Below are 24,792 nucleotides of genomic sequence, written 5' to 3' on the forward strand. Positions count from 1 at the left end.
AGCTATCTTGCTCCTTTCGATTTTGGTTTGCGTTTCCGCTTCTGCGGCTGTTTATGCTCCGTCTTTCCTGCGGTCGGTTTCTTTGCCCTGTCGGAAGATTTCTCTTTTGCAGGGGAAACATCCGCTTCCTGCCCTTTGCGGCTCTCCTTTATCTTCCGCAGTTCTTCCCTGACTGACGGCTTCTGTGCCTTAGTCATAGTAGCCCCCTCTGCGGACTTCCTTTGCTGCTCTGAGGTAGGCTCGGACAGAGGGGATTTTTCTGTCTTTGCCAATGAGGGGTTTGGGGTGTTCTCCTCTTTCTGGACAGGCTTGCCCATCAAAGCGTCCATGAGCCTGTCTTTCTCCGCCTTTTCCTGCACGCCGATGTCTGGCTCTGGCTGACTGTCATTTGCCCCTGCATCCTTTTCTCCTGCGGTCTTGGCATCTTTCGGTTTGGTCTTTTCCCCTTTCGATTTCTCCGCCTCGGTAACGATAGAAGCGGCGTCCACCGATGCAAGGTTGAAACGCTCCACGATGCGGCTGATTTTCGATGCGTCCTCCGCACGGGCTATCACATCCACCTCCGCATTGGGGTCTTTGTTCCCCCTGTCCGCCAAAACGCAGTAGAGTACGCCGTATTTCTTCGCTTCCTGCGTGAACTTCTTCAAGTCGCCGCTTTTTACGGTAAAGACTTTCAGCTCCTTTCCAGAGCGGAGCATATTTGTGAGCCTTGCCTTTCCTTTTGTTTTCTGTTCTTCTTTCAAAATGGAATATAAGAGGATTGCGATATTCTTCGCACCCGCCCCCGTGATTTTGGCTGCGACCTCAAATCCCTCCAAGCTCATCCTTACGATTTGCTCTGCCGCTTCGCCGCCTGTGTTCATGCTTCATCAGCTCCTTTCTTTGCTGTTCTTTCTCGTCTGCCCGTATGGTCTGTAACTTTTCCTTGAGGGTGTCGCTTCGGGCAAGGACACCATCGCATAATCTGACCTCCTTTCGGATTGTTTTAAGCCGACCCGTGATTTCCGACAATCGAGCCTTGACCGCTTCTTTTTCTTCGCCGACTGATTTGCGGCTCTGGGAGTAAAGCCCCTTACGCTCTTCGGTCAGCCCACTTATCTCGGATTCCAGAGAGCCTTTATAGGACAAAAGCTGCTCCGCCGTGTCGATGTGGTTGCGGCAGAGCAGCCTTGTTTCATCTGTGATGGCATCCATCTTCATTAAATCGTCTTTCAGAAGATAGTGAAGCCGTGCATAGTTTTGTTGTTTCTTCTTTGGCAAAATACCGAGCTTGTAACAATAATGGAGATACAGCCCACGCAAGCCGCCGATTTTCTTGGCATCTTTTAATGTGCCTTTTACCCTTATGACCTTAACAGGTTTTGTCGGCTCAGCAAATCGGAAGAACTTCACCGCATAGGAATTTTCCTTAATGCGTTCCGTTATCCTTTCATTGGTGTAATCATCGCCGAGCTTGTAGAGCCGCTTCGGTCTTTGCCACCCTTTCCCGATAATCGTCCAGTATTTTCTGTTAGGGTCAAAATTGATACGGTATCCCATTTCTGACAACTGGCGGTCAAAATCTTTCAGTGTAAACGATTTTGAGATTGCTTCGTCCACCGCCTGCCGTGCCACGGTATCCCTTGTAGGCAGACCGTTCTTCTCGGCTTGATATAAAGCGTAGGGCTTCTTCCTGCCGCTTGGGTGTTCAATGACCGACAAGGAATACTCACGGCATAATTCATCCGAACGCTTACGGAGCAACCGCAGGTTCTTTTTGTTATCGTGATAATGCTTTCCGTCCACATAGGAAACGGAGTTGACAACAAAATGATTGTGCAGGCACTCCGTATTCAAATGGGTTGCTACAACGACTTGAAATCGGTCGCCCCACATCTTCTCCGCCAGCTTCACGCCGACCTCATGTGCCTGCTCTGGCGTGACCTCGCCTGCCTTAAAGCTCTGGAAGCCGTGATAGCAGACAATCTCGCTCTCATCATTCCACTGATGCTTGGCTATCATCATCTCGTCCCTTGCAGTAGCAGGGTCACAATTTACGCCCGTGACAAAGAACTGCTGCTCGGTCTTGTCGCCGTTGGTGGCATACTTCATCACATCGCCCATCGCCTGCAAGTCCGCATCCGTGTATTTGGGGTTAGCGGTCTTTTCTGGATTCTCGGCGTAGTCGATAGGGTGGTCGAGCCTGCCCTTTACGTCCCAGATTTCGCAGACCGCCATCAGCCAGACATCTTCCTCGGAACAAAGTATTGCCTGCTTACGTCCAGACGAAAGTCCCGCCACCTCTTGGCTTCGTCATAGAGCATCGGCGTGTCCACAAAGTTCAAGGCGTTCGCCTTTGCCGCAAGCTGGTTGATGCGGTTGCCGATTGCCGACAGTTCCCGCATGATTTTATAAAACTCTGGGTCTGGCTTCTCGCAGAGCCGATAGCCCATGACCATCGACTGGAGCAGGGCTTGTCTGGAGCGTCCCGATTTCTCTGCAAGGGAACAGAGGTATTCAGCTTCTTCCTCGGTCAGTCGGAACAGTATCTGCACATTCCGTTTCCGCATCTGCATCCCCCTTTCCCTCGGACAGCCTGTTAATCTGCAACACGCACATGCACGCAACGCCGAACATCCCGCCGAGCGTTGTGCCGAGGATAAAATATATAAAATCACTCATCCTTAAAATACTCCTTTCTGCCTGCCGTCCTCTGGCGGCGGTCTTTTCCACGGGGTATTAGGGGCGTCCCCTAACAAGCGAATTTTGTTTCCATCGGCAGATGGATAACCAAATTCAGTGCTTGGTAAGACGTGTCTTTAACATCCGCCCTCATACATACATTCTCCACACACGGGGCAGAAGTACGGACAGTCTGAACAGCATACGTCCTCCATATCCTCATTCTCTGCTGCATTTTCTTCACAACCGCCCTCATCCTCGTCCTTAATATCCGCTTCGCCGCTGACAAAATCCTCATCAGAAAAGCGGACAAGGTCGGTATCAAACAGGATAATCCTTAACTTTTCCGCCGCCTGTTCGGGGCTGTCTGCATAGATGGAAACGGTCTTTTCAAAGTGACCTGTGAGCGTAACATCATACTGTTTCAATGGCAATTTCCTCTCTTTCTTCTTCGATTTTTCTTTGCTGTCTGTCTATTTCAATCCGAAAAAATCATCCGACAATCAACGGACATCACCCCTTTCACGGTTCGTTTTCTGCCTTGCAATCCCCAGATAGGACATTAAAAAATCGTTGAAGTCCTTGCCGACTGGCGGCGGTTCATCAACGATTCGGTAGTCTTTCTGCAATAATTCTTTCAAGGCGGCGGTACATAACCGACCTGCCTTATCCTTATCCAGATGCAGATAGATTGTATTGATTTGTGGATGTGCTTTCAAAAAAGTCGATAAAGCAACAGGAATTTTGCTGTCTTTTATCTCTTTCTTTGGCTGATACACGCCCGACAAAGAGAGCAGGTTTTCCGCTTTGTAATCCCTGCCCTCACACTTTAAATAGGTGGCATAGGAGAGTAAATCAATGGCGGCTTCAAATAAATGCACCGAAGTACACGGACTTCTCGCCAGAAGCCGAAACGAATACCGTTTGTCGCTGCCCGATGCGTCACGCTTGAAGCTGCTGACTGTGCCACGGCAGGCGGCGTACTTTGGCGTCCCGTTTTCATCTTTTCCGATAAAAACAGCATTGTGGTAGTCGGCACTCTCGAAAATAATTCCCTCGGCAATGCACTCTTGGATAAGCTGATAATCAATGCCACGCCCGAAAAGATACTCTGCCACCCTGTCGCAATTTCTGTTCTTCGGCGGCAGGAGCAGCACCTTTGGCTCGGCTTTTTTCACGGCAGGGGGCGGCGGTTTCCAGTCTGCCATCGTCTGCCCCGTGAGGATTTCCACGGCTTCCACAAAGCCGTACTCCTTAACTTTCATCAGATAATCAAGGGCGGAATAGCCGCCGAAGCCCCTCGACCACCAGTACCATTTGCCGTTGGAAATCTTTAGGCTGTCATGCTCGGCGGTACAGTACACGTTCGTTGTGCCTTTGACTTTGACAAGATTGCTCGGCTCATAAGCTCGAAGATAGGAAAGCAGGTCTATCTGCCTTGCCCTCTCAAGCACGTCTGGGTCAATCTGCACATAGGGTCTGCTGTTTCTCAATGGGCAATCACCTTTCTTTCCCAGACAAAATCTTTTCCGTCTTAACCATATAGGACTTAAAATCAGCAACGGTCTGGCGTAATTCGTCCATGTGGGAATCTTCCCTCTCAATCCATTCCTCATAAATATCCTGCAAAAGATTCGGGGATTTCATAAGGGCTTTTGCCGCCTGCGGGGAATAATCCGCATCCGAAAAGCACTCTGCAATATCATTCTTCAAGATAATCTGATATGCTGCATCGTAAATTTCCTGCGGGCTTTTGCTTAGGATGTCCTCACGGAAATCGGCAAGCTCACGCTCTACTCTTTCAGCCAGTTTTTGATTAAGGGACTGTCTGTACTCTTGGTAATCCAATCACACACCTCCTTGAAAATAAAATAAGCCGAGGAATTTTCGTAAATGAAAACCTCTCGGCTATGTAAAAGACGGCATCAGCACTCACGCCAACACCGCCTTTTTCTCGGTCAGTCCATTATAAAATTCCTGCCTTTTTCAGATACCCTATGCTGTCATAACAGCCACGGAAATAGACCGACTGCATCTCCATATCCGTAAGTTTGTTTCTAAGCTCCATCACTTTAATCAGTGCGGCACATTCTTCCTCGGTCAGTTCCGCCGATGTTTCCGTATCAAACACGCCTAAAACTTTCGGATATTTCTCATAAAGGCTCTCAATCTCGGCTCTCACGGCACGGTATTCCTCATTTTCTCTGGACAGCTTTGCTATGACAGAGCCGAGGTATTCATTAAAGATATTGCTGTGGACATCTACAAAAGTTTCAAATCTGAACGCATCAGACATTGTTCCTCACCTCCGACTTTTTCTTATCGTCACTTATTATACTGCCCAAAATAAAGCAATACAAATGTGCAAACTGGATTTACCTCTCCCTGTCCTCACTTATTTTCTCTGCCGGCTCATCGTTCTGCTCTGGCTCATCGTCAATAACAGTGTTGTCCTTTTCATTCAGATTCAGTTCGATATTGAGGGCATTCAGCCTTTCCGTCTTTTCTTTCAGCTCATTTTCAAAAGCAAATGGTTTCTCAACCTCAACTTTTGCGGTTTCAAGCTGTGCGATGGTTTCCTCCTTTCTGGTCTTGGCGGCTTCCAGTCTGGCAGGGAATTTGGCAATCTCATTCTCGATTCTGGTGAGGTTGCCCAGAGCGTCCGCACCTAACTCTACCTTGTGTTTCCTCATTCCGCAGAGGTTTAGACAGTAGTGGGCATTAACGGTATCATAATAAATCTCCATCTGAAAGCCACGGTAGCTGCCGATTTCTGTCGGCTGTGACAACGGATTTTCCTTGCAGATGGCAAGGAGCATCTCACCTGCGTCTGCTTTTTCTTTATAGGTCACGCCTTTTAAAGTCATGGGGCAGAACTTATCCTCTCCCTGCGGCTTATGCTGACTGGCTATCTCGGCATCATTCCCATAGGCTGTAATGCGTTCCTCATAGTCTTTAATCTGCTGCGGGTAATGCTTCAGTATCCTGTCCTCAAGGTCGTAATGCTCGGAAAGATAGCTCTGCTTCAAGACTTTCAGCTTCGCCACCTGTGTAGCTTTTCGCGAAAAACCCAAAAGCTTTTCGCATAAATTGCAAAAATCAACTACTTTCTGAAAATTAGCAAAAAATAAAAGGACATTTGAAAGGTATTTTATTTCCTATCAAACGCCCTTTTACCTCTTCATTATCATGGCTCATCCGGTATGTATTCCAGTATATCTGAAATATCACAATTCAATGCCTTACAAATTCGGTCAAGATGATTCAGGCTGATGCGTTCAGCAAATTCATTGTATATGTCATTGATTGTTGACGCCCTGATTCCTGTCACTCTCGCTAATTTTGCCTGACTCCAGCGTTTCTCTCCAAGAAGCCTTGATAAATGAATTCTGACCATCCAATCACCCCTTACGGATGATTTTACCGCTTTCGACAGGTCTTTTTTCTGTTTTGTTATATTATAACGAATATCGTTATATTTTTCAGAAATTCGTTATGATTACTTCCTTGTATCTCTCGCGATTGCTTGCATTTCCAGCCAATGTATTGTTACGCGTCACTTCTTTACAAGGATATTGAGAATACAATTCATGTATCCATGCTACATTATTATAGGAAAGAACAAACTTTCCTTTGATATGTTTTAAGACATCTGCAAGACGCTCATGGTCTTTCATACTAAAGGCAGCACTATAATATCGTTCTGTCCCTACATAAGGAGGATCCAGATAAAACAGAGCATCCTTCCGGTCATAGACACTTATCAAATTCTCAAAATCCTTGTTCTCTATCACCACACCCTGAAGCCTCTTTTGGACTTTCCCCAGATAATCCATCGCATTCTCTATGCTTTTAGATGAAGTTGCAAATGTGCGGTAATCGCACCCGAAGCTTATTTTTATCAAATAAAAAAAACGGGCAGCTTTTTGAATATCTGTCAATCCCCTCATATCCATCTGCGCTTTATAATCATAAAATTGTTCGCGAGAGGATAAAAGCCACTGCAACTCCTCCTGCAGGGCACTGCAATGATATTTAATGCAGCGATACAGATTGACTAAATTCCCATCCCGGTCATTGTACACTTCCAGCTGACCTGCTTGCTTCTCTTTTGCAAAGAGCACCCAGCCAGCTCCTCCAAATACCTCGATGTAACGTCCGATATCCTCCGGGAAACGTCCTAGAATCTCCTTGCGTAATAACCTCTTTCCACCAATCCATCCAATAAAACTATTCATCCATCGTCCTTTCTAAGGGGTAATCGGACAGATGTCTAAATATCTATTATTTCCTACCAATTAAACACATACCGATGGTGGACCATGTCGTACTTCTCCGCAATCCGGAGCGCACCTCTTGCATCTGTAATCATGCACTTACCCTCGTTGCTGCCTTTGACGGGGCAGAGTAAAAATGCCTCGCCGGAGGGGTCCGCCTGGTATCCGGTCAGCATGTACCCTTCGCTGTCAAACAGATACCATCCCCACGTCCTGCGCTCCATTTCCTGGAGCCAGTACCAGCCATTGGCCGCATAGCTGCCGTCTGCAAACTGGTACCACCAGCGCTGCCCGTCTGCCGCCGGCTGGAAGCCTTGGGTGTATGTCACCGGGACCGGCGCATAATCAATGTCACAGAGTTTCAGTACCTTCTGCCAGGGCGTGGCAGATACCCTACTCTTTTTTGTGCCATAATCAATACCCTTGGCTTCGATGCACCAGCCATCACCAATGTACACTCCGATATGCCCAGGCTTCCAAAGCGCCCAGCCGACCATGGTCTCGTCCAAGTGGTCAATGCTCATCCGCTCCGTGGCCGTGTCGTGATAGTTGTAGCTGCCACGGATGTGCCCGGTAAACCAGCTGATGAGGCCGGAGCAGTCCGTACAGTGCTGGCCTATGTATTTGACGGCCTTGGCCTTATAGGTGGATGTATATGTGCCTGGATTCTCCCGGGCCAGGCGGTCCAGGATGGTCTGTGTCAGGACCTCTCCCTTGGCTCCGTAGACGTAAGGGGTGCCCAACTTGTCCTTACAATGCTGGATTAATCCTGCTACTGTTTTACTCATGGTATTTACCTCCAATCTCAAAGACCTGGGAGTCATCCAAGGCCTTGCTATTATCTTATTCCTCACAGTCATCCATACCATTTTCTTCACGATCACTGGGGCCACCTATGCCACTGTCGTGTATCTCTGGATGTGGAACATTTGAAGGGGCATCATACAGATAAGGGGTCGGCTGCTTTGCGCCCAAATCAGGCCCTGCATCCACATATCCTCCATTGCCGGGGAGTTTTGCTGCATGCTTGTTTGTTATTTTTGCCATAATTTCTTTCCTCCTTCATCTTTTATAAATCATTATTCTGTTGTTTTGGGTGGTTTTGTCCGTTTCCATATCTCTGTCACTCGTTCCCATCCGTCTAATGCCACCAATGCTACGATAAAGGCTGCAATCATACAAGCAAATACGGTATACCAGACAATAGGGTGGTGAAGCCACGCCATCAGTGCGATAAAGACAGCTGGGCAAAGTATCAAAGATAACACAATGACTACCGCCTGTGTAGGTAGCTTGTCCAGTCCTGGCCAGGATTTAATGACCTGTGTGATGGCTGACACTAGGAATGCCATTAGCCCAATGGCAATCAATAGATACGATACGTACTGCATTATTGTACTTACATCCATACTTTTTCCTCCTTGATTTGCATATTTATCTATAATAAAAGGCCCTTGCGGGCCTGAATTTTTCGTAATTAATGTGTATAATACCAAGATTACAGATTTTGATAGCCGAATACATATTGACGATACCACTACCATTGCAAATCTTAGCGCTCAGATAAAGACAGGATTCCAGTGTGTCTATCTGAAAAGCGCTAATTTAAAGCCCAACTATGGGCATGGTGTGATTTTAGAGCTAAATAATGCATCGGGACTATATGCGATAAGAATAATATCCTGGGATGATGATACACCCAATATAGGAATGTATTATGGCATTAAACTGAGTCCCTCCACGTTAATCAAGGATGTAAGTTACTTTAGCCTACAAGTCAATCGTTAGTTTATCCTTGGTATTTGGTCAGATATGCAATTTTCCCAACTATTGAAACCAAATGTTTTTCCAAACACCACCACTTTTAATTTTGTAATAAGGTTTTTCGGTACTATCTGACCTATAGGCAACGATTCGTATAGTATTGTCAGATATTTTCAGCACAAGGCCAATGTACACATTAATCGTTGGGAGATAAGGGCTAGACGGTCCTGCAGAAAAATTATACATTCCATCCATAAGAGCATCGCAAGTGGCTGTTATATCTTCCTGCTCAATGTTGATATTTTTTGCTTTATTGAACAGTACCTCATAATTGGTATTGAGCACATTAAGCTGTTCCTTTAGCAGCTTTCCCATCGGCCCCGATAGCACTGTTTCCTCATCCGTAGACAAAAAATCATTTACTATCTTACTCTTAAGGACATACGTTCCCAGCCGTTCCATTAAAACGGTGTTCGTTACAAACTCGGTCAGCAGCTTATTTGTAAGGGCGTCTATCAGACCCTGGCCGGTGGTCTCTGCACCCGCTTCTCCTCCAAGTATCCCATGAGTATCTATCGCTTTTAGATTAGCAGCCGTAAAAGTATCCCTGGTGATGATACTTCCCGGTGTCACCGCCGCTATCACATTGCTCACGCTGCCAACCAGTACATACAGAGTGAACTCCGCGAACTTCGACCGGTTCGTGGACCCATTGGCATAGATATAGGTTGGATCCGTTGAGATATCCATGTACCCGTACAGTATCTCCCCTTCATCCGGATCCTCCGCAAATACCCCCACCTCTGTGACCAGAAATCCTTCCGTTACGTTGTCGCTGCTCACCTGTACTGTAATATAGGCCATGTCATCCTGTACCCCGTAATCCGCTATCTCCGCATCTATTTTATAAGCATTCAGGCCAATCATGGATTCCGGCGAATATCCCTCCGGCGGTTTACCGGTCCCTACGGCAGCCCGTGTGAACTGCAGACTTCCCTGGGATGCCGCCAGCTTTGTTAGCAACCTAAATCCCTTACTGACAACAAACGTTCCTGTTGCCTGAATTGCATGTTCATTTGCCATCTTATCTTCCCTCCGGATATACAATCATTTTTGTATGTATGTACACATTTCCCTGTACCCTGACATGGGCCTTCCCTTCCCGGTGCCCATTCGTTTCCTGTGGCCGTCCTATGTATCTTACATAGGTTCCCAGCGTGGTGCCCGCATACAGCTTTCTTTTCCCTGCATAACGCTGCAGATATTCATGCACCGCTTTCAGATGGGCTGGGATATACTTCATGATGCGCTCCTCCTGTTCCAGGACTGGCTCCCTGGCATCAAAATAGTAACGGATAGTCAGGGTCAGATGCTCCGCATCCTCCAGTATCTCGCAGTCCCATCCGGTTATCTGTTTTATCTTGGCCTTCAGGTTTGGGATGTTCATGACTTCCTCATTTAACAGTATCATCCTCTCCCGCAGCCACTCCGCCACTTCCAAGATCACACCCAGATACGCCTGCTCCGCCTGGAGCAGGTCCTCCATCTGAGGAATCCGTATCTTAATTCCCGGAAGCATTTTTTCATCCAGAAGCATTTAATGTCAGTCCTTTCAATGTGAAAAATTGGTCATAGTCCGCTGTCATGGACTCTCCCCCTTCATTCACGGTATATTCCACTATCTCCTTCACGCCAGGCGTCCCGCCTATGAGCATCCCAATACGATAGTAATTCAATACCGTTTCTTTCTTTCCCTCCAGGGCAACTTCCGCCAGGTAAGATTTTACCTCCTTGCCGGCCTGGGCGCGGACACTTTCCATATCCGCCCCTTCCTGCAGCTCGATGATGCCGTTAATAGTCACTTCCACTGCCTCAGCTGCACGGATGACCGGCTGCGCTCCCACCGGCCTCTGGGTCTCAATGTAGGCCCGGACCAGCTCCACCACATCTGGTGTAGGTGCTCCGGCCTCTGGCGTGAGCAGGGCCACGTGTACAATTCCAGACCCATCTCTAACTCCATGAACTCGCGCGCTGCCGATAACCCGTTTCCCTTCTGCGTTTTCTACCTGCCTGGCCCAGAACGCATAGTGATTTTCATTTCCGGATGTGATGACCTCGTCAATCCGCAGGTCAATCTCATCCCACAGGGGTTTAATCAGCATGCTGTTGTACCGGGCCAGCTCCTCAGACACGGCCTGCATGTTATCCATGGAGAAACTCCCTTCAATCCGGGTGTCCTCATTTTTCAGCCCAGCCTTCAGCCTGGCCAGGATGTCCGATGCGCTCCATTCCAGCTCCATTACCTCACCGCCTTTATATCATGTTGTATGGTTTCTTCACCGTACACGCTTCTGCAGCGGAATGACTCCTTGATTCCATCCTTTTGCAGCACGAAATCGAATTCCGATAGCTCCTCTATATAAGGGTTGCACATCAGTGCTTCCGTTGTGTACCGTTCCAGCTCCATCTGGGTCACCTCATCGTTCATCGGTTGGCCTATCAGCTGCTCCTCTATCTCGCTCCCAAACGTAGTATCATAGGCCGTATATCGGTACCTGGCTGTTTCCAACGCAAAATAAATCCAGATGCGCAGGGCCTCATTCCCCTGGACCAGATAGGTCCTGCCATCATCATCCAGTTTCAGGCAGTGTTTCTCAAAATCATACGCATATTCCCGGAACAAGGGAAGTTTCTTGGACGCGGCTTCCTGGACTGTCTCAGTATTAATGAATGGAAATACTCCCATGTCACACCTCCCTGCAGATAACATAAAAGGAGCTTCCTATCTGGGCCGCCAGCACGGTATCTCCGGCCGTTGCGTCACACTGTGGGTTTCCATGAACATTATGTGAGAACAGTTCCCCACCAATCCGGATGGCAGATGGCGACACATATTCCGCCAGGATGAGGGGACTGCTTCCGCCTGCCCCTTGCTCCTTAATACGCCTTGCCAGCTTTGCTGTATATCCTCCCATATCATCCTCCTCGCTTCTGTTTCTTGTCCTCGGATGGCTTATCAATCTCAACCTCATCCATCAGGTTCTGGAATGCAAGGGTCAGGCTCATCGTAGATTCCCCATTGGAATATTTGTGGCTGTCACTCTCAATAAAGAACTGGCCAATCAGCCCGGTTTCTTCCTCCTGTACCAGCAATGCATATCCGGCCATCGCCCGTGTGTCATCCGGGATGCCCGTGACCGTAGCGGATGGATCACTTCCATGAAGCAGATTCTTAGCTTCCGCCGCTGCGTCCTTTCCCTCTTCCTGTTCCAGGACTTTCTGGATGGTTCCATAGGCCGCCTGGCTTTCTGTATCCTCCACGATCCCCACTACGGTACCCTTTTGATTGGTGATTAAAACCTTGTTGACAAGGTTTTGAAGGGTGGTCTTGTAAGTAGCATCTGACAAGTTGGAATCTCCGGTCAGTATCACTCCGCTGTCCTGGCCTTTTTCAATGACGGATACCCGGTTAACCTCCGTCATCATCAGCTGATATTTCTTACCATTCTTCCGGGCGGCTGCCGTATAGGATGATTGTATGACCTGATATCCGGTCTTTTTTACACATGGATTCGTGATTGTAATACCCGTGGCTGCCATAGTTCCGGCCGTGATTCCAAGTGCCCCGCATACATCCCTTGCAATGTCCTCCGGAGCCCCGTTATAATCCTTCGTCAATTCGGATCCTGTTAAATAGAATATCAGGTCATAAGCCAGATACCGGACCAGGTTGCTTCCTGCCATCTTTTCAATATCAAAGATAATTCCGCCAAATAAGAAGGTTCCCGTGTCCGTCTGAAGGAGTACCTGGTCTCCCTCGTTAATGGTCACATTTGGGAAGTTTGGGTCCTGCGTGTTCTTGGCAATGGTAAATTCCAGTTTCCTGGCTATCTGTCCACTGTCCCCGCTCCAGGTTATGGTTTCCACCAATTCACTCAGATCCTTATCGCCCACCAGGATATTCAACTTTCGTTCTCCTTTCCGATTACGGGATTGCCAGGACCGTCCCCGGATAAATCCACCAGCCGTTGTTACTGCTGCTTTTTCCATGCTGCTTGGCGGCTGCTTCAATCACGGCACTGTTGGCCGCATATATCCGGGAGCTTTGGGCCCCGTTCCCGTATGCTTTTTTTGCGATCCCCCAAAGGGTATCCCCGCTTCCCACCCTATGGGTCTTAGCCGGGACTGCCTCGTCCGGGCGTTGTTTCAAGCCGTTGTCGCGCACCTGCAGCGGGATGGACACGGTCGGCACGGTCAGGTTCCGATACTCCGACAGCTCCAGCGTATAATACATATCCCCGCTGCCTTCCTTTACCTTAAAGCTGCATTTGTCAATCAGCATAGCCAGGTTGACTCCCATGTCCGTAATGATCAGGCGCTTTGTTTCCTTGTTCTCTTTCCAGTTCTCAATCTTAGCCCTGTATTTCTTAGGGGGCATATCAGCATAGCGGTAAAAAGGGGATTCCCGGCTAGGGAAAAAGGAGGAGATTGTCGCTGTGGCGACATCCCGGTTCCCCTTTAAATTGACCGTCCCCATGTTAAGGAGGGTCAGACGCTTATTAAGCTGCGGCGTGATGACTTCCAGCTCTACCGGGTTAACCGGCAGGACAATGTCTCCCAGCTTGATTTTCCTCGTTTTTCCCATAAGCCTCTCCTTTCTGTTTATGCCGTATTGTCAAGTTCTTCTATGATTTTCTTTGCAGTGCGTTCGCTGATTTCCTCAATGTCATCCTCACTCCTTACATGGACTTCATCCGCTATCTTTTGGATTTGGATCGTGATGGTCTTTCCACCAGATGGCGTCACATCCCCTCCATCGGCTGGTTGTCTGGAAAGTTGGATTATATTACTGTCTCCCATAGCTGCCCAGGTAAAGCTTTCCTTGGAAGGCAGTATCCGCGTCCCCTTCGGAAGGTCAATCAGCTCAGGGCCCTTCTCACCCACCCAGGTGGGACCGCCTCTCCAGTTATTGTCTCCTCTGGCATTCTTCCCGGGACTGACGCCGCTTCCGGAGCTTCCGCTTCCGGTATCTCCTCCGCCGGTCACCAAATCCTTAACCTTGGACCAGGCCCCGGCCAGTAAGTCCGCGCCCTTTCCAATGGTGTCAAATATCGGCTCAAGATGGGACCACACCCCGCTGATTGTATCCTGGATGCCGGGCCATACCTTCTGGACCACGCCAAATACCAGCTCAAAGGTGGTAATCAGGATGTCCATAACCGGGCTGATGATGCCCCAGGCAGTTTCCAGTACCTTAGCAATGGCTGGGCCTGCCGTTTCTATAACGGACTGGATGAAATCTGACCGTTCCGCTAAAAATTCCACCACGCCGCCTATCTTGTCCCCGATTTCCGACATGATGGTCGTGACAACCGGAGCTACTACGGAGATGGCTGAACCAATCCCGCCCGCCACAGCCCCTATGATAGAGGCCGCCTGTTGGATAACCGGCACCAGGCTCATGACCACGGGGCCGATACCCGTCATGGCCGTGGTAACAACCGGGGCTATCTGTCCAAATACCGTGGACATACTCCCCAAGAAGCTGGATGCGATGGGCAGAGCCGTGGATACCACGCTGCTGATGATAGGAGCTATCTGAGTGAAGGCGGTCTTAGCCAGACCGATTCCCTTCCCAAGTCCCTGTCCGAATCCGGAGCTAAGTTTCTTTAAGACGGGCTGTGCCTCGTCCATTAGCCCAATCACCTCGGACAGGACCGGCTTTAACTGCTCCACCACACCAAGGCCGAAGTCCGCCGCGTTGCTCTTCATTTTGCCGGTGATCGTGGACATAAGCCCCGCTCCGGAACCGGCCAGCTTTCCGGCTGCTCCTCCAAAAAAGTCCTGAAGTTCACCGGATACGCCGGAAAATCCCTTCTTTTTGAACTCCTCCGCTGAAACCTTGAAGCCGAAGGATTTAAGCCGCTCCGTCTCCCCGACCTTTAAGTCTCCCAGGGCCTCGATGGCATCCATGATGGAGGCAGTCCCTCCACTGGCTGCTGCCATATCCTCCGCCAGCGTTACCAGGTTCATGGCGTCCGTGGTGCTTCCACCGGCAAGTGAAATGGCCCTTGAACCAGCCTGGATGACTTCCCCGGTTTCAAAGGGAGTCGCATTGGCATTCTCCCTCAGCTGCTGAATGTAGGACTGAGACTGCGCCTTTACATCCGCTTGGGAAAGCTCTTTATTCGTGGCCCCAACGAAATGTTCAATGGAAATCTGCTGCTGTTCCAGCTGCATCCCCGCACTGACGGATGCGCCAAGGGCCGCTGTCCCGGCTGCCGCAGCAATCCCCACCGGTATCGCCACAGCCTTGGCTGCCTTGCCAATCCTTCCCACGATTCCCTTGATGGCCCCGCTGGCCTTGTCCACCACCTTAATGACGGGGGACGCCACCTTCCTTCCCAGACGGTCCAATGCACCGGCTGTCTTTTTTACCACCTTGAAAGCCGTATCCTTCGCCTTCAGCACGGCCGTTACAGGCCTCCCCACAGCCTTCAGGACAGTTCCAGCGCCCTTAATCACCTTTGTGGCTGTATCCTTTGCCTTGACTGCCACCGTGACCGGTTTGGTTTTCTTCGCTGCATCCGTGACACGTTTTAACGCTTTGGTCGCATCGCTTACATCGGCCTTTAGTTTTCTGGGTGTTCCCCATACGCTTTTCAGGGCGCTGGATGTCTTTTTTGTATCCTCACGGAGTTTTGACTGCTCGCTCCGTAGGTTCCTCAAGGTGGCGCTGGCGTTATCCTTGAGGCTGATGCTTCCTGTTACGCCTCCCATCGCCTACCTCCTTCTGGACAGTACCCTGCATAGTGCCTTAAAATATTCCTCCTCCCGCTTCTGTTCCAGCCGCATGGATGCGACAAAGAAAAGTTTCTGGGACAGTCCCATGGACAGGAGATATTCCGGGGTGAATCCCTTCTGGATGTAATGGCTTAAAAATTCCGCCTCTCCATCCAGTCGGATTAGTTTTTTAGGCTTTCCTCTATGACCTCAATCTTGTTCTTTCCACTTACACCGGACAGCTCCATGATCTTTTCCGCCATCTGCCTAATCTCGTAAATCTCAAAAATGTCAACCACATCCGTGTATTCCTGGATGTTCCCGTCCTCCTTCATCTGCTTGGCAACCGCTTTTAAATCCGGCTCCACGGTGGCTATGTAGACGGAATATTTATCACCTGCGTAAGGGTCATCCGTATTATCAATCTCCGACACCTCCGCAATCTCCTGTTTTGAAAGGCCGCGGATCCGGATCCGTTCATCTATACTTGGCACCCGGACAAGGCAGGTGCGGTGTATCTTCTTTTCCTCCGCCCGTTTTTCTGCCTTTGCTAAAAAACGTTTAAAAATATCTTCTTTATTCTGTTCCATCTTCCGATTCCTCCGTCCTATTTGATTTCGTCTAAATTCTTCATGTCACTTGGAGTAAAGCCGAACTCCCACTCCTCCTGTACCTGTCCCCCTGTCTCCCAGCTGATGACCGGGATGGTGTTCCACCAGACATTATCCGTGCTCCAGCGTTCTATCTGGCCGTCCACGGCATCCGGGTCCTTCAGCTTTGCAATGATCTGGCAGCGGACATCCTGGCCTGCACTTAGCTTTTCCAAGACAGCCTTTGCCCTGGAATAAACCTTCTTGATGGACAGGGTACCAGACCCCTTAAGCCCGGTCATCTTACTGTCCACGTTCATCCCCATCTGCACATCCTCGCGGTTGACCTCCACCTTCTGTTCAATCTTCTGAAGAACGAAGATTTTTTCACCGTCCACCCAGACCTCTCCCCAGCTTCCGGTCAGGGTCCGGTTCCCTCTCACGTTTCCTGCCATTGTCTCCTCCTTACATGTTCACGGTCATCTGCAGGTCCTCCATTGCGTCCACGAACTTCACATGGCTGGCAATAAACACCTTGGCCCCAGTGTTGGCCGTCAGAATTTCTGTCTCTGTCATCTGGGATACATCCTGCCCCCGTTCCTGCAGGTACTGCTTCTGGGCCTGCGCGTCCACCGATGCCGTATTGTCATAGCTGGCATCCAGCACCTCCCCTGCGAGTCCTGCCTGGTACGCCCGCACAGCTGCCACGAATAGCTGCTTGTTGTCATAGTCATTCACATACTTTCCTACATAGCTGTCTGTGAAGGTGTTGCGGATGTCGTCCTGATATAGATCCATCCCCTCCACGATCTTAATCTTGCGCACATCCTCCGTCTTTTCCTTCGTAAAGGTGGTCAGGCTATTAACACCACGGCCCACCTTGTACTTTTCGCCGTCAAACACCAGAATAAACTCTCCCTTATTAATGCGTTCATCCGGGTCCGATGGACACTCTGCCTTTAATACGTCTCCCAGCACGTAGTAAGTGCTGGAGCGTGACAGGGAAAGCCCGGCTAAGACCCCCGCAATCCGTGCACAGTATTCCTTTGCCGTGTGGGTCTTTCCAGTAATGGAGGACTCTATCCCATCCGTGGTCAGATTGATAATCCCTTCATGATCGCTGGCACTTGCTGCCAGCACTGCTTTAAATGTCTTATGGTTCTTATCTCGCATCTCCTTGATCCAGGCCGCCAGCGTGGTCTTGTCCTCGTCTGAAATATCCGGATAGCACAGGTAATTCCAGCGCAGGTACATCAGCTCCTTCAAGGCCGCAGCCAGGTTGGGGGACTCGGCGGACTCCCTCAGTACAATCACCCGCACGGGTCCTCCTTCGAATAGCAGCTTTAAATATCCGTAGTTGGCTTCCGTCATGTGCTCAAAGTCAATGTCCAGGATGCTCTCATAGACCGACAGCCTCTGGCCGCCCTCCGTGTCATCCTTTATAATACAGGCCACAATCCCCCTCTCGCTCCGTTCGATGGCGGAGGCGGCAAGGCCCTTAAATATAATTGTGATGTTCGGTAATCCTAATGCCATGTTCTCATCCTCTCTCGGTTCTCATTTCCAGTGTCCCAATCTCCGTTCCTTCCTCCGGCCTGTCCGATACGATGAAGGTAAGAGGGAAGGTCAGGTGAAGCATGCCGCCGCTGATATTGGTGGTAACACGGGCTACCGTGGCTGCCCGCCTCTCTCCTCCGTAAGCAAATGGAAAGACCGGCCGGAATACGCGGTCCAGTTCCATGGCCTTTTCGCCATATCTGCGGATTGACTCCTCTGGCTCATGGTAATCTATGGATACCATCAGGGCCGCTTCTGTCTGGTCCGGGCTGATGGTCGTGAATGAGGCGGGAATCACCTCCACAAAATACCATTTACTGCTATCCTCATCCTCCGGCTCCAGCGTCCTGTCCGTCCGCATAATTTCCTCGGCATACACATCCACATCCGGTTCATGGTCGCGCAGCATACCGATGGCCGCGTCCTTTACTGCCTGTAAGATGTTCTCATCCATACAGTTAGTTCCTCCTGTCTTATACAATGTCATGGGTGTTCAGGAAATCGTTCATCCACTCCTGCAGGTATCCGGGAAGTACGGCCTGAAGCTCCGCAAGGGACAGCTCCATCATGTGGGCCCCCTTAACCGTCTTTGCCTTCAGGCGCTTCCCCAGGGCCGGAACATACTGCCCTACCTTCTGCCGATGCCCCCATTCCACCGCTTCGGCGTACTCTACGTTGTTGTACACCTCAATCACATATTCATCCCCGCGTTTCCGGACTTCCCCCACCTTCCAGTTGTTCTGCAGCCAGCTGGTCTTTTTAGGAGTTTTCTCCTTGACCTTGCCCTGCAGCTCCATGGCCACCTGGATGACCATGGCCTTAAACTCTTCCGGATACTGCTCCTCAATGGCCCTGGCCAGTTCCTGTTCCCATTCGTCCAGTCCATCCATGCGGTATTCCGTCCCGGCCATCAGACACGCTCCTGTTCCAGGACAAGCGGGACCTGGTTGTGAGAGGGCTGACGCTCGGCCAGTCCGGCCATGGCTTTGGTGAGCCGTCCCCTCTGTTTAATTTCCAGATAGTCATTAGGCTCTATCTCTATCTCCGGACGCACAAATAGACTATACTGGGTGGGGACACTTCCTGCGGGCAGTTCCCGGTTCAGAGTTCCTCCCGTATGGGTGGATAAAGCGCAGGAGATAGATTCATAAACCTTCCTTCCCTCCGCTTTCCTGTGAAAGACCGTCTCTCCGTTTGGCAGACGGTCTTTGAAAGGTCGGTAAACAGTCACGGTATCTTCATAGGTCAAAGCCAGGATATCTGCTTCCGTCATGTGTTCCTCCTTTATTTTGGCAGGTTCATCTTTTTATAGCGGCGCAGCTGGGGCTCATAGTCTTTCAAAAGCCGGGAGCATGCCTGGGTAAGGGCCGTGTCGTCCCGATAGGTGATGGAGGTATCTCCCCTGGTCACGGAGGTGACGGCCCCTGCACCGGACAGGTTCATCTCCTCCTTTAAGGTGTCCTCCGCCATCTGTGCAATCACCGGCTCCAGCATTTTTGGAATATCCTCCCGATTGCAGCGGATGAGGACCATGGTTCCAATCCGCCGAATACACCGCTCCACATCTGATTTCTTGTCATCCGATAGCTTTAGGGAGGCCATCACCTCCCCGGTTATCCAAGTAAGCTGCTCACTGGTCATATGCGTCTCCCCTCCATTACGCCGTTTCTTCCGGTTCCACAGAGGCCGGTTTTGCCTGTTTGAAATTCGCACGACAGGTCTTGAGCTTTTCCTTCGTGATCCACAGATCATGGTATCTCCGGTAATCCCATCCCCATGCCCGTGCCTTCTGGTTGGTTTCCGGGTCAAAGATACGCATTTTGTCCGTTTTAGAGACCGCGATGGGGGCGTTCTGCGGCGTGATGAGCCAGTTGATGTCAATGGCGTCCTCCGCCGCCTTAAATCCGCCTTTTTCCTGTCCGGCTGTCTTTCCGTCCTGGAATACATACTTGGACTTCATGCGGCTAGAAGGCACGGACCGTAAGGGAATCCCATTCAAGGATTTGACCTTGACCGTCACATCTCCCTGGGAAAAATCCGTCACATCCAGCCGCCTGGACAGCTTGTCCGAATTATTCAAGAGGTTTAAAACCAGGGTGGAGATGGAAACGATGAGTGGGATGCTCTCCCCTACCACGTCCTGCACAGCCGCTATATCATCTAAGAGCGCTTTCAGGATGCTTGATTCCGCAGGCGTATAGCTGTATTCTGCCAAGTCAGATCCCATACATTTTTGCGCAATGGTGCTGTAACGGTAAGCATCAATCTCCGGGACCACATGGACCCGCTGGAATTCTCCCATCAGGCTGGCGGCTGCCAGCACAAAGCCGGACTCATCCACATCGTTTTCATCAATCTGGAAGGAGCGGCCCCTGTCCTTGGTCATCTTCATGGTCTGCCAGGACAGGTCCACGCTGCCCGCGACAAACCCGTTCCTCCGGTCATAGTCCGCCAGCCCGTCCATGACGACATCGGGGATTTTCACCTCATCGCCCCCGCTGTAGCGCACCAGGTCACGGTTCACCTCCATCCAGCCGGATGTAGCCTGCTCCACAGCCGCCGCGTCAAGAGCCGGCTGAAATATCTTTGCATACTCAATTGTGTTTGCCATCTTATAATCCTCCTCTGATTCGTTTCTGAATTTCCGCGCTGATCATGCCGTCTGTCAGGCTGGCTGCTCCTCCCAGTCCCTTGGGAGTGGTGCCCTTAAGCCGCTCCTTGATGCCTGTCTCCAACTGCTCCTGGTACATGGCTCCAATCTTCTCCAGGCTGGCCGCCATCCTGGCTTCATCTGTATAATCCAGGAATTCCGACAGTCCGACCGGAAGCTTTTTCTCCGCCAGCTTAGCGGCCGCTTTCTGTTCCAGCTCCATCCGCTTCAGTTTCCCGGTCAGCTCTGCGTTCTCCTTTTTCATAGCCTCGCGCTCCTCGGCCTCCCGTTCCTGCGGCGAAAGCTTCTCCAGGCGCTTTTCCTCCGCCCGCCGGGCCTCTTCTGCCTCCTTTGCTTCCTTTACGGCTTTTTCAATTTCAGCGGCCAGCTCTGCCTGGGTATAGGTTTTTTCTGCCTTCTTTTCACGGGAAGCCTCCTTCCCGTCTGTCCCTTCCTCCTTTGTTTCCCCTGCTGTTTTCCCATCCTTTGCGGGCGTCTGTACTCCCGGGCCCTCCTCTTTCTTCTGGCTTCCTCCCAGGAGGCTGCGTATCTTATCAAGCAGTCCCCCCTCCTCCTGTCTCTCTCCCTGCTGCTCCAATACCGTTTCTGACACAGCTGCCTTTGTTCCTTCTTCCATCCGATGTTCCTCCTATCCATTCACTTCCGCCATGATTTGGGCTTTCTCTTCCTCTGTGATCCACTTCTTTTTGACCGCATTGGTCAGATATTGCTCGTTGCCTGTTTCTCGATAGATACGGGTCAATGTCTGTATCATGCTCCCTCACCTCCTGTCAGTGCATCCATAGCAAGCACATCCGTGGTTTCCTCCACTGCCCCTACTCGGTCCGCCAGCTTTTCAAGCTCCGTCCGTTCCCGGATCCCCCAGGAAGCAAGGAGGGTGCCGTCCTCCTTTCCCCGGACTACCAGCACCGGATCTCCAAATATTAGGTGCTCGTAGGTCCCGGTCACCGTATCACCGTTCTTTATCTGTACCCGGGATAAGTTCTCTTTTGTCATCTTCTCCCAATCCGCCATTAAGGCTTCCCGCCCCTCATAGGCGGCCTCCATCTGCCCCAGGCAGGATCCGGCTTCCAAGATGATGGCTGTTCCGTCCTTTAACAGTAATTTACGTTTTTCCATGTTATTCTCCTTCCATTGCTCCTATTTTTGCGTAATAAAATAAGCCCCATAGATGGGACTCATTCTCATTTCGTTACTGTATCGTTCCCTCCAGATGATTCTGGCTCAATCCGATACGGGCAGGCGTTCTTCCCGGACCATATCTCTTTTGGGATTCCTTTTTCATATGACAGACAGTAGTGGAGCTTCCATGCCTCCTCCTCATCACAGGGAGCCAGGATTCCCTCCATCAGTTCATCGTATACCAGGCAGTTTTCACAGTTCTCATGCTTCATGCGATTTACACTCCTTCACCAGGCGTTTTATGTATTCCGGCATCGGCTCCCCGTTTTCGTACATAACCGCTGCCTCACAAATAAACTCCCGTTCATTTTCCGAAGCGCGGTAGGAAATACCATAAACATCGCCGCTTTTCATAGCCCTATTATAACATTCCTTTAATTTCCTGTCATCCCGCATCCCTGTTTCGTTTACAATCATATGCATCATTTCATGCTGGATGACGCATGCTATCTCACGGCCTTTATATAAGACATTTCCCCGGCTGTAGCGTTTTAATTCCATCTGCCTGCCATATGCCTCCCTGACTGCTTCCGATGCCCCTTCATTCAGTCTCGCCCGCAGCTTTCCCATGGAAGTTTCAATCCGTTTTGTCCAATTCAGTACACTTCCTTCATAATACTGCTCCGGCGCATTCATGAGCGCCGTACCCATCCGCAATCGTTTTCCTACGGCTGATCCCATTTTTCCAGGCGCATCCCGGGAATTAAATATTGTGATTTCATCCAGTTTCTGAAACGGGGCCTTTGCAAGCTGCCGTTCCAGCTCTGCAGCTGCTTTCTTGTAATTTGCTTGATTCACCTCCCCGGTCACCTTTACCTTGGATGCGTAGGGCTGCAGCAGGCCGGTCGCCTCCCGCCGATCCTTTAGATTCGCAAAGATGCCTTTCTTCGCATTTTCCTGTCCTGGTTCTGATTCTGCTTTATCCGCTTCCTCCATATGTTTTTTCTTCCATTCTTCAAACTTCGGATTACTTTTCAGCGGATTTCCCTGGCGTTGTTTAAATACGGGTATATCATAGGCTGCCACCGTGGTGCATTTGCAGTTCGGATGGATGGGCGGCAGGTTCTCCCCGGCCCGCGCGTCTGATAGTTCAAACACCTGACCATTCAGGCGCTGGCAAATTTCACAGCCTCCGCCCAGAAAACGGTACTTTGTCACCCCGGCATCCTGATACGCAAGCAGCTGGCCCTGATTGGCAAAGTAGCTGGCCTCTGTCCGTACCAGACGCTGGGCCGCATACCTTCCCTTCCCCATCACATCGTCAATCTCCTTTGCAATCTTATCCACACTGGCCCCGCTCATGAATCCCAGAGTCAGCTCACGGCGGGTCAGCGCTGCCAGCTGGTCCGTGTTGTCCCAAAGCGCTTTTGAATACTGCTTTCCGCTCCATGGATAAGATAATATCTGCTTTAACAGCCGTTCATCCACCTTCGACACATCCCAGGCCACTCCCCCGATACTCTGGATATCGAACATTTTACGTTCATAGTTGGTCTGCACCAGGCCTTCCAGCAGTCCGGTCAGCTCTGTTTCTGACCGGCCGGCCAGGCGGGCCATGTTGTGGTAGATATTTGCCAGCAGCTGCTCCTTCCGGCTGACCTGGCTCTTGGCCGACAGGGTGTTCAGTTCCAAGGCCAGCCGCGAATCCTTCCCCTGGCCTTCCAGTTCCTCAAGGTACCCTTCCAGCGAGTTTTTCCATGTACTGTATTCCTTTCCCGTCAGCAGCTTTGAGGCCTGGGCCTCTGTCAGCTGATTGTCCCTTGCATGCCGGCTGTAAAAGGCCCGGATTTCATTTTCAAGGCCATTCACACATTCGTCATACAGCTCCATCAAGTCTGCCTCGCATCCATCGGACGCTTCTGCGTTTCTTAAGACCTGTTCTTTTGCTGCTTCAATCCATGCATTGCGCTGCCGCTGGTTCATCCTTTCTCAGCCTCCTCTTCCGGCTCAGCCGTTCCCTCCAGTCTGGTTTCACGGGTCTGGAAAGCCCGGGCCAGGTTCTGGTACATCCCAAAGGATTCCACCCCTTCCTGTTTCTCCTCCTCCAGCTTTTCCAGTTCCTCCTTCGGATTGTCCACAAAGGGCAGGAGTTGCAATAGCGTCTCCTTGGGCAGCATGCTGGACAGGTTTCCGATGATTTGTGACTGCTCCAGAATGTTCTGCGGCTTATTACGCCGGAACTGCATATCAAGGTCCCGGTAATCATAGTTATGTCCCAGCAGGTTCAGGACGTGGGTGATCAGTTCAATCCTCCGCTGCAGGGCCCGCTTGAACTTCCGTTCCTTGATGGCGCATATCTGCTCCAGGCCCCACAACTTATAGGATACCGCCACCCCGGACAGGTTACCTCCAAACGCTTCATCCGTCATGTTGGGGACATTGGCTCCCAGGTGGATATCCTCACGCAGCCGGTTCTTATAGTTCTCCAGCGCCGTGTCATCCACTGTCTTTAAAATCCAGCCCACATCCCCTCCATCCTCCAGAATAACGGCACGTTCCCGCTTCATCTGCGCTATGTCCTTGGAATCCACATCCCCCAGCCGCGTCACCTTCAGGATGGCATCGTCATTGTACTGGAAATAGTTGGCCGTATTGGATTGCACCCGGTTATAAGCGTCAATCTCGGAAAGGACCCCTTCAAAATCCCCAATCCGCTCCCGGTTGTTGACGTACTCGCAAAATGGCACGTCATTCCAATAATGCTCCTTCCACCCGGTCACTTCTAACACTCCTCCGTTAAAAGATTGTAGGTAGATAACCCGTGTCCACGTCCAAAACTCCACACGCAGGAGAATGTTCCCATTCTTATCCATGCCCCGCACCATGCGGATAGCCGCAAGCGGGGAGGTGAACTCGCTTTCCGTCTCATAAAACAGGATGAGGTTTTCTGGAAAAACCAGGCCCAGCCGAATCCTCCCGTCCTCATCCAGATAAACCATCTCAAAGCAGTCCCCCTTGATGCTGCACTGTTTCCCCAGCTCCGTGTTGTGATCCTGCTCATCGTTATAGTCGAAGATATCCTGAATGGTCTGCAGATATTCCTCGTTCTCGGAGCTGTACACCACCGGCTGTCCCAGGAAATAGCCCGTGGCCGTGTCGGTGATGTAGCGGGCCATGTTATTGACAATCCGGTTGTCACCTCCGGTCTTATCCGTTCTCTCTGAATGCAGGATGTCATGATCCCCCACATAGTAGCGTTCCAGTTTCTGATATTTCATCTGGTAACTCTGCTTCACCACGATTTCCCGGATATCCTTCACCGTCAGGGACTCGATGGAGGCCCGGTCCATATATACAATCATTGGAT

The 24,792-nt window shown here is 50.6% G+C and carries 36 protein-coding genes; all 36 read right to left on the reverse strand.

Annotated elements, in window-relative coordinates; translation table 11 throughout:
- Positions 1-2: 2 nt before the first annotated feature.
- Complete coding sequence (locus tag FGS84_RS11260; RefSeq protein ID WP_138308379.1) at positions 3-863, reverse strand: PcfB family protein; 861 nt, start codon at positions 861-863, stop codon at positions 3-5.
- Positions 805-2,217, reverse strand: a complete 1,413-nt coding sequence (locus FGS84_RS11265; protein ID WP_138308381.1) for a relaxase/mobilization nuclease domain-containing protein — start codon at positions 2,215-2,217, stop codon at positions 805-807. Before FGS84_RS11265 ends, FGS84_RS11260 begins: the two co-directional genes overlap by 59 nt.
- Positions 2,217-2,549 (reverse strand): plasmid mobilization relaxosome protein MobC, encoded by a 333-nt coding sequence (locus tag FGS84_RS11270; protein ID WP_138308383.1) that lies wholly within the window; start codon positions 2,547-2,549, stop codon positions 2,217-2,219. The genes FGS84_RS11265 and FGS84_RS11270 overlap by 1 nt, the downstream gene beginning before the upstream one ends.
- A complete protein-coding gene (locus tag FGS84_RS31805) occupies positions 2,497-2,661 on the reverse strand; it encodes a DUF3789 domain-containing protein (RefSeq protein WP_138308385.1) in 165 nt (54 codons plus the stop codon). Before FGS84_RS31805 ends, FGS84_RS11270 begins: the two co-directional genes overlap by 53 nt.
- A 137-nt stretch (positions 2,662-2,798) precedes the next feature.
- A complete protein-coding gene (locus tag FGS84_RS11280) occupies positions 2,799-3,089 on the reverse strand; it encodes a hypothetical protein (protein ID WP_138308387.1) in 291 nt (96 codons plus the stop codon).
- Between the two features lie 75 nt (positions 3,090-3,164).
- The gene (locus FGS84_RS11285) at positions 3,165-4,154 is read right to left on the reverse strand and encodes a DUF3991 and TOPRIM domain-containing protein (RefSeq protein WP_138308390.1); all 990 of its coding nucleotides are present in this window, start codon (positions 4,152-4,154) and stop codon (positions 3,165-3,167) included.
- Between the two features lie 7 nt (positions 4,155-4,161).
- Positions 4,162-4,509, reverse strand: a complete 348-nt coding sequence (locus tag FGS84_RS11290) for a DUF3848 domain-containing protein (RefSeq protein ID WP_125128774.1) — start codon at positions 4,507-4,509, stop codon at positions 4,162-4,164.
- Positions 4,510-4,627: 118 nt separating this feature from the next.
- Positions 4,628-4,957: a DUF6664 family protein gene (locus tag FGS84_RS11295; RefSeq protein ID WP_138308393.1), complete on the reverse strand. Its 330-nt coding sequence runs from the start codon at positions 4,955-4,957 to the stop codon at positions 4,628-4,630.
- 79 nt (positions 4,958-5,036) lie between these two features.
- Complete coding sequence (locus tag FGS84_RS11300) at positions 5,037-5,708, reverse strand: helicase (RefSeq protein ID WP_243129950.1); 672 nt, start codon at positions 5,706-5,708, stop codon at positions 5,037-5,039.
- A 140-nt stretch (positions 5,709-5,848) separates the two neighbouring features.
- Positions 5,849-6,058, reverse strand: coding sequence for a helix-turn-helix transcriptional regulator (locus FGS84_RS11305; RefSeq protein WP_117502563.1), 210 nt, complete (start codon positions 6,056-6,058; stop codon positions 5,849-5,851).
- An 85-nt stretch (positions 6,059-6,143) separates the two neighbouring features.
- On the reverse strand, positions 6,144-6,899 hold the full coding sequence (locus FGS84_RS11310; protein WP_002595590.1) for a Dam family site-specific DNA-(adenine-N6)-methyltransferase: 756 nt from the start codon (positions 6,897-6,899) through the stop codon (positions 6,144-6,146).
- 53 nt (positions 6,900-6,952) lie between these two features.
- Entirely contained in the window at positions 6,953-7,726 is a 774-nt protein-coding gene (locus FGS84_RS11315) for a hypothetical protein (RefSeq protein WP_117502562.1), read from the reverse strand.
- Between the two features lie 55 nt (positions 7,727-7,781).
- Positions 7,782-7,985: a hypothetical protein gene (locus tag FGS84_RS11320; protein ID WP_117502561.1), complete on the reverse strand. Its 204-nt coding sequence runs from the start codon at positions 7,983-7,985 to the stop codon at positions 7,782-7,784.
- A gap of 32 nt (positions 7,986-8,017) precedes the next feature.
- Positions 8,018-8,347 carry a hypothetical protein gene (locus FGS84_RS11325; RefSeq protein WP_002595593.1) on the reverse strand — a complete coding sequence of 110 codons (330 nt, stop codon included), beginning with the start codon at positions 8,345-8,347 and terminating at the stop codon, positions 8,018-8,020.
- Between the two features lie 418 nt (positions 8,348-8,765).
- Positions 8,766-9,785 (reverse strand): hypothetical protein, encoded by a 1,020-nt coding sequence (locus FGS84_RS11330; protein WP_243129951.1) that lies wholly within the window; start codon positions 9,783-9,785, stop codon positions 8,766-8,768.
- 1 nt (position 9,786) lies between these two features.
- Entirely contained in the window at positions 9,787-10,299 is a 513-nt protein-coding gene (locus FGS84_RS11335) for a hypothetical protein (RefSeq protein ID WP_117502558.1), read from the reverse strand.
- On the reverse strand, positions 10,286-11,002 hold the full coding sequence (locus FGS84_RS11340) for a baseplate J/gp47 family protein (protein WP_117502557.1): 717 nt from the start codon (positions 11,000-11,002) through the stop codon (positions 10,286-10,288). The genes FGS84_RS11335 and FGS84_RS11340 overlap by 14 nt, the downstream gene beginning before the upstream one ends.
- On the reverse strand, positions 11,002-11,448 hold the full coding sequence (locus FGS84_RS11345) for a DUF2634 domain-containing protein (protein WP_002570854.1): 447 nt from the start codon (positions 11,446-11,448) through the stop codon (positions 11,002-11,004). Before FGS84_RS11345 ends, FGS84_RS11340 begins: the two co-directional genes overlap by 1 nt.
- Before the next feature lies 1 nt (position 11,449).
- On the reverse strand, positions 11,450-11,677 hold the full coding sequence (locus FGS84_RS11350) for a hypothetical protein (protein ID WP_007863090.1): 228 nt from the start codon (positions 11,675-11,677) through the stop codon (positions 11,450-11,452).
- Between the two features lies 1 nt (position 11,678).
- On the reverse strand, positions 11,679-12,668 hold the full coding sequence (locus tag FGS84_RS11355; protein ID WP_117565559.1) for a hypothetical protein: 990 nt from the start codon (positions 12,666-12,668) through the stop codon (positions 11,679-11,681).
- A gap of 19 nt (positions 12,669-12,687) precedes the next feature.
- Positions 12,688-13,347 carry a LysM peptidoglycan-binding domain-containing protein gene (locus FGS84_RS11360; RefSeq protein ID WP_138308395.1) on the reverse strand — a complete coding sequence of 220 codons (660 nt, stop codon included), beginning with the start codon at positions 13,345-13,347 and terminating at the stop codon, positions 12,688-12,690.
- Between the two features lie 17 nt (positions 13,348-13,364).
- A complete protein-coding gene (locus FGS84_RS11365; RefSeq protein WP_117502555.1) occupies positions 13,365-15,482 on the reverse strand; it encodes a hypothetical protein in 2,118 nt (705 codons plus the stop codon).
- A gap of 185 nt (positions 15,483-15,667) precedes the next feature.
- Positions 15,668-16,075, reverse strand: a complete 408-nt coding sequence (locus tag FGS84_RS11370) for a hypothetical protein (RefSeq protein ID WP_117502554.1) — start codon at positions 16,073-16,075, stop codon at positions 15,668-15,670.
- A gap of 17 nt (positions 16,076-16,092) precedes the next feature.
- On the reverse strand, positions 16,093-16,530 hold the full coding sequence (locus FGS84_RS11375) for a phage tail tube protein (protein WP_117502553.1): 438 nt from the start codon (positions 16,528-16,530) through the stop codon (positions 16,093-16,095).
- A gap of 10 nt (positions 16,531-16,540) precedes the next feature.
- Positions 16,541-17,611 carry a phage tail sheath subtilisin-like domain-containing protein gene (locus FGS84_RS11380; RefSeq protein WP_117502552.1) on the reverse strand — a complete coding sequence of 357 codons (1,071 nt, stop codon included), beginning with the start codon at positions 17,609-17,611 and terminating at the stop codon, positions 16,541-16,543.
- 4 nt (positions 17,612-17,615) lie between these two features.
- Positions 17,616-18,086 (reverse strand): DUF6838 family protein, encoded by a 471-nt coding sequence (locus FGS84_RS11385; RefSeq protein ID WP_117502551.1) that lies wholly within the window; start codon positions 18,084-18,086, stop codon positions 17,616-17,618.
- Positions 18,087-18,105: 19 nt separating this feature from the next.
- Positions 18,106-18,543, reverse strand: coding sequence for an HK97 gp10 family phage protein (locus FGS84_RS11390; RefSeq protein ID WP_002570863.1), 438 nt, complete (start codon positions 18,541-18,543; stop codon positions 18,106-18,108).
- Complete coding sequence (locus FGS84_RS11395) at positions 18,543-18,905, reverse strand: hypothetical protein (RefSeq protein ID WP_002595609.1); 363 nt, start codon at positions 18,903-18,905, stop codon at positions 18,543-18,545. The genes FGS84_RS11390 and FGS84_RS11395 overlap by 1 nt, the downstream gene beginning before the upstream one ends.
- 11 nt (positions 18,906-18,916) lie before the next feature.
- Entirely contained in the window at positions 18,917-19,273 is a 357-nt protein-coding gene (locus FGS84_RS11400) for a hypothetical protein (protein WP_117502550.1), read from the reverse strand.
- A gap of 16 nt (positions 19,274-19,289) precedes the next feature.
- Positions 19,290-20,243, reverse strand: coding sequence for a hypothetical protein (locus tag FGS84_RS11405; RefSeq protein ID WP_117502549.1), 954 nt, complete (start codon positions 20,241-20,243; stop codon positions 19,290-19,292).
- Position 20,244: 1 nt separating this feature from the next.
- Positions 20,245-20,919 carry a DUF4355 domain-containing protein gene (locus FGS84_RS11410; RefSeq protein WP_117502548.1) on the reverse strand — a complete coding sequence of 225 codons (675 nt, stop codon included), beginning with the start codon at positions 20,917-20,919 and terminating at the stop codon, positions 20,245-20,247.
- Between the two features lie 12 nt (positions 20,920-20,931).
- Positions 20,932-21,057 (reverse strand): hypothetical protein, encoded by a 126-nt coding sequence (locus FGS84_RS31195; RefSeq protein WP_002595613.1) that lies wholly within the window; start codon positions 21,055-21,057, stop codon positions 20,932-20,934.
- Positions 21,054-21,422: a hypothetical protein gene (locus FGS84_RS11415; RefSeq protein WP_117565561.1), complete on the reverse strand. Its 369-nt coding sequence runs from the start codon at positions 21,420-21,422 to the stop codon at positions 21,054-21,056. The genes FGS84_RS31195 and FGS84_RS11415 overlap by 4 nt, the downstream gene beginning before the upstream one ends.
- Before the next feature lie 65 nt (positions 21,423-21,487).
- On the reverse strand, positions 21,488-21,697 hold the full coding sequence (locus FGS84_RS11420; protein WP_117502546.1) for a hypothetical protein: 210 nt from the start codon (positions 21,695-21,697) through the stop codon (positions 21,488-21,490).
- Positions 21,687-23,408, reverse strand: a complete 1,722-nt coding sequence (locus FGS84_RS11425) for a minor capsid protein (RefSeq protein WP_117502545.1) — start codon at positions 23,406-23,408, stop codon at positions 21,687-21,689. The genes FGS84_RS11420 and FGS84_RS11425 overlap by 11 nt, the downstream gene beginning before the upstream one ends.
- Positions 23,405-24,787, reverse strand: a complete 1,383-nt coding sequence (locus tag FGS84_RS11430) for a phage portal protein (protein ID WP_117502544.1) — start codon at positions 24,785-24,787, stop codon at positions 23,405-23,407. Before FGS84_RS11430 ends, FGS84_RS11425 begins: the two co-directional genes overlap by 4 nt.
- Between the last annotated feature and the right edge of the window lie 5 nt (positions 24,788-24,792).

The organism is Clostridium sp. 1001271st1 H5 (genome assembly GCF_005845215.1).
Lineage (GTDB): Bacteria > Bacillota > Clostridia > Lachnospirales > Lachnospiraceae > Enterocloster.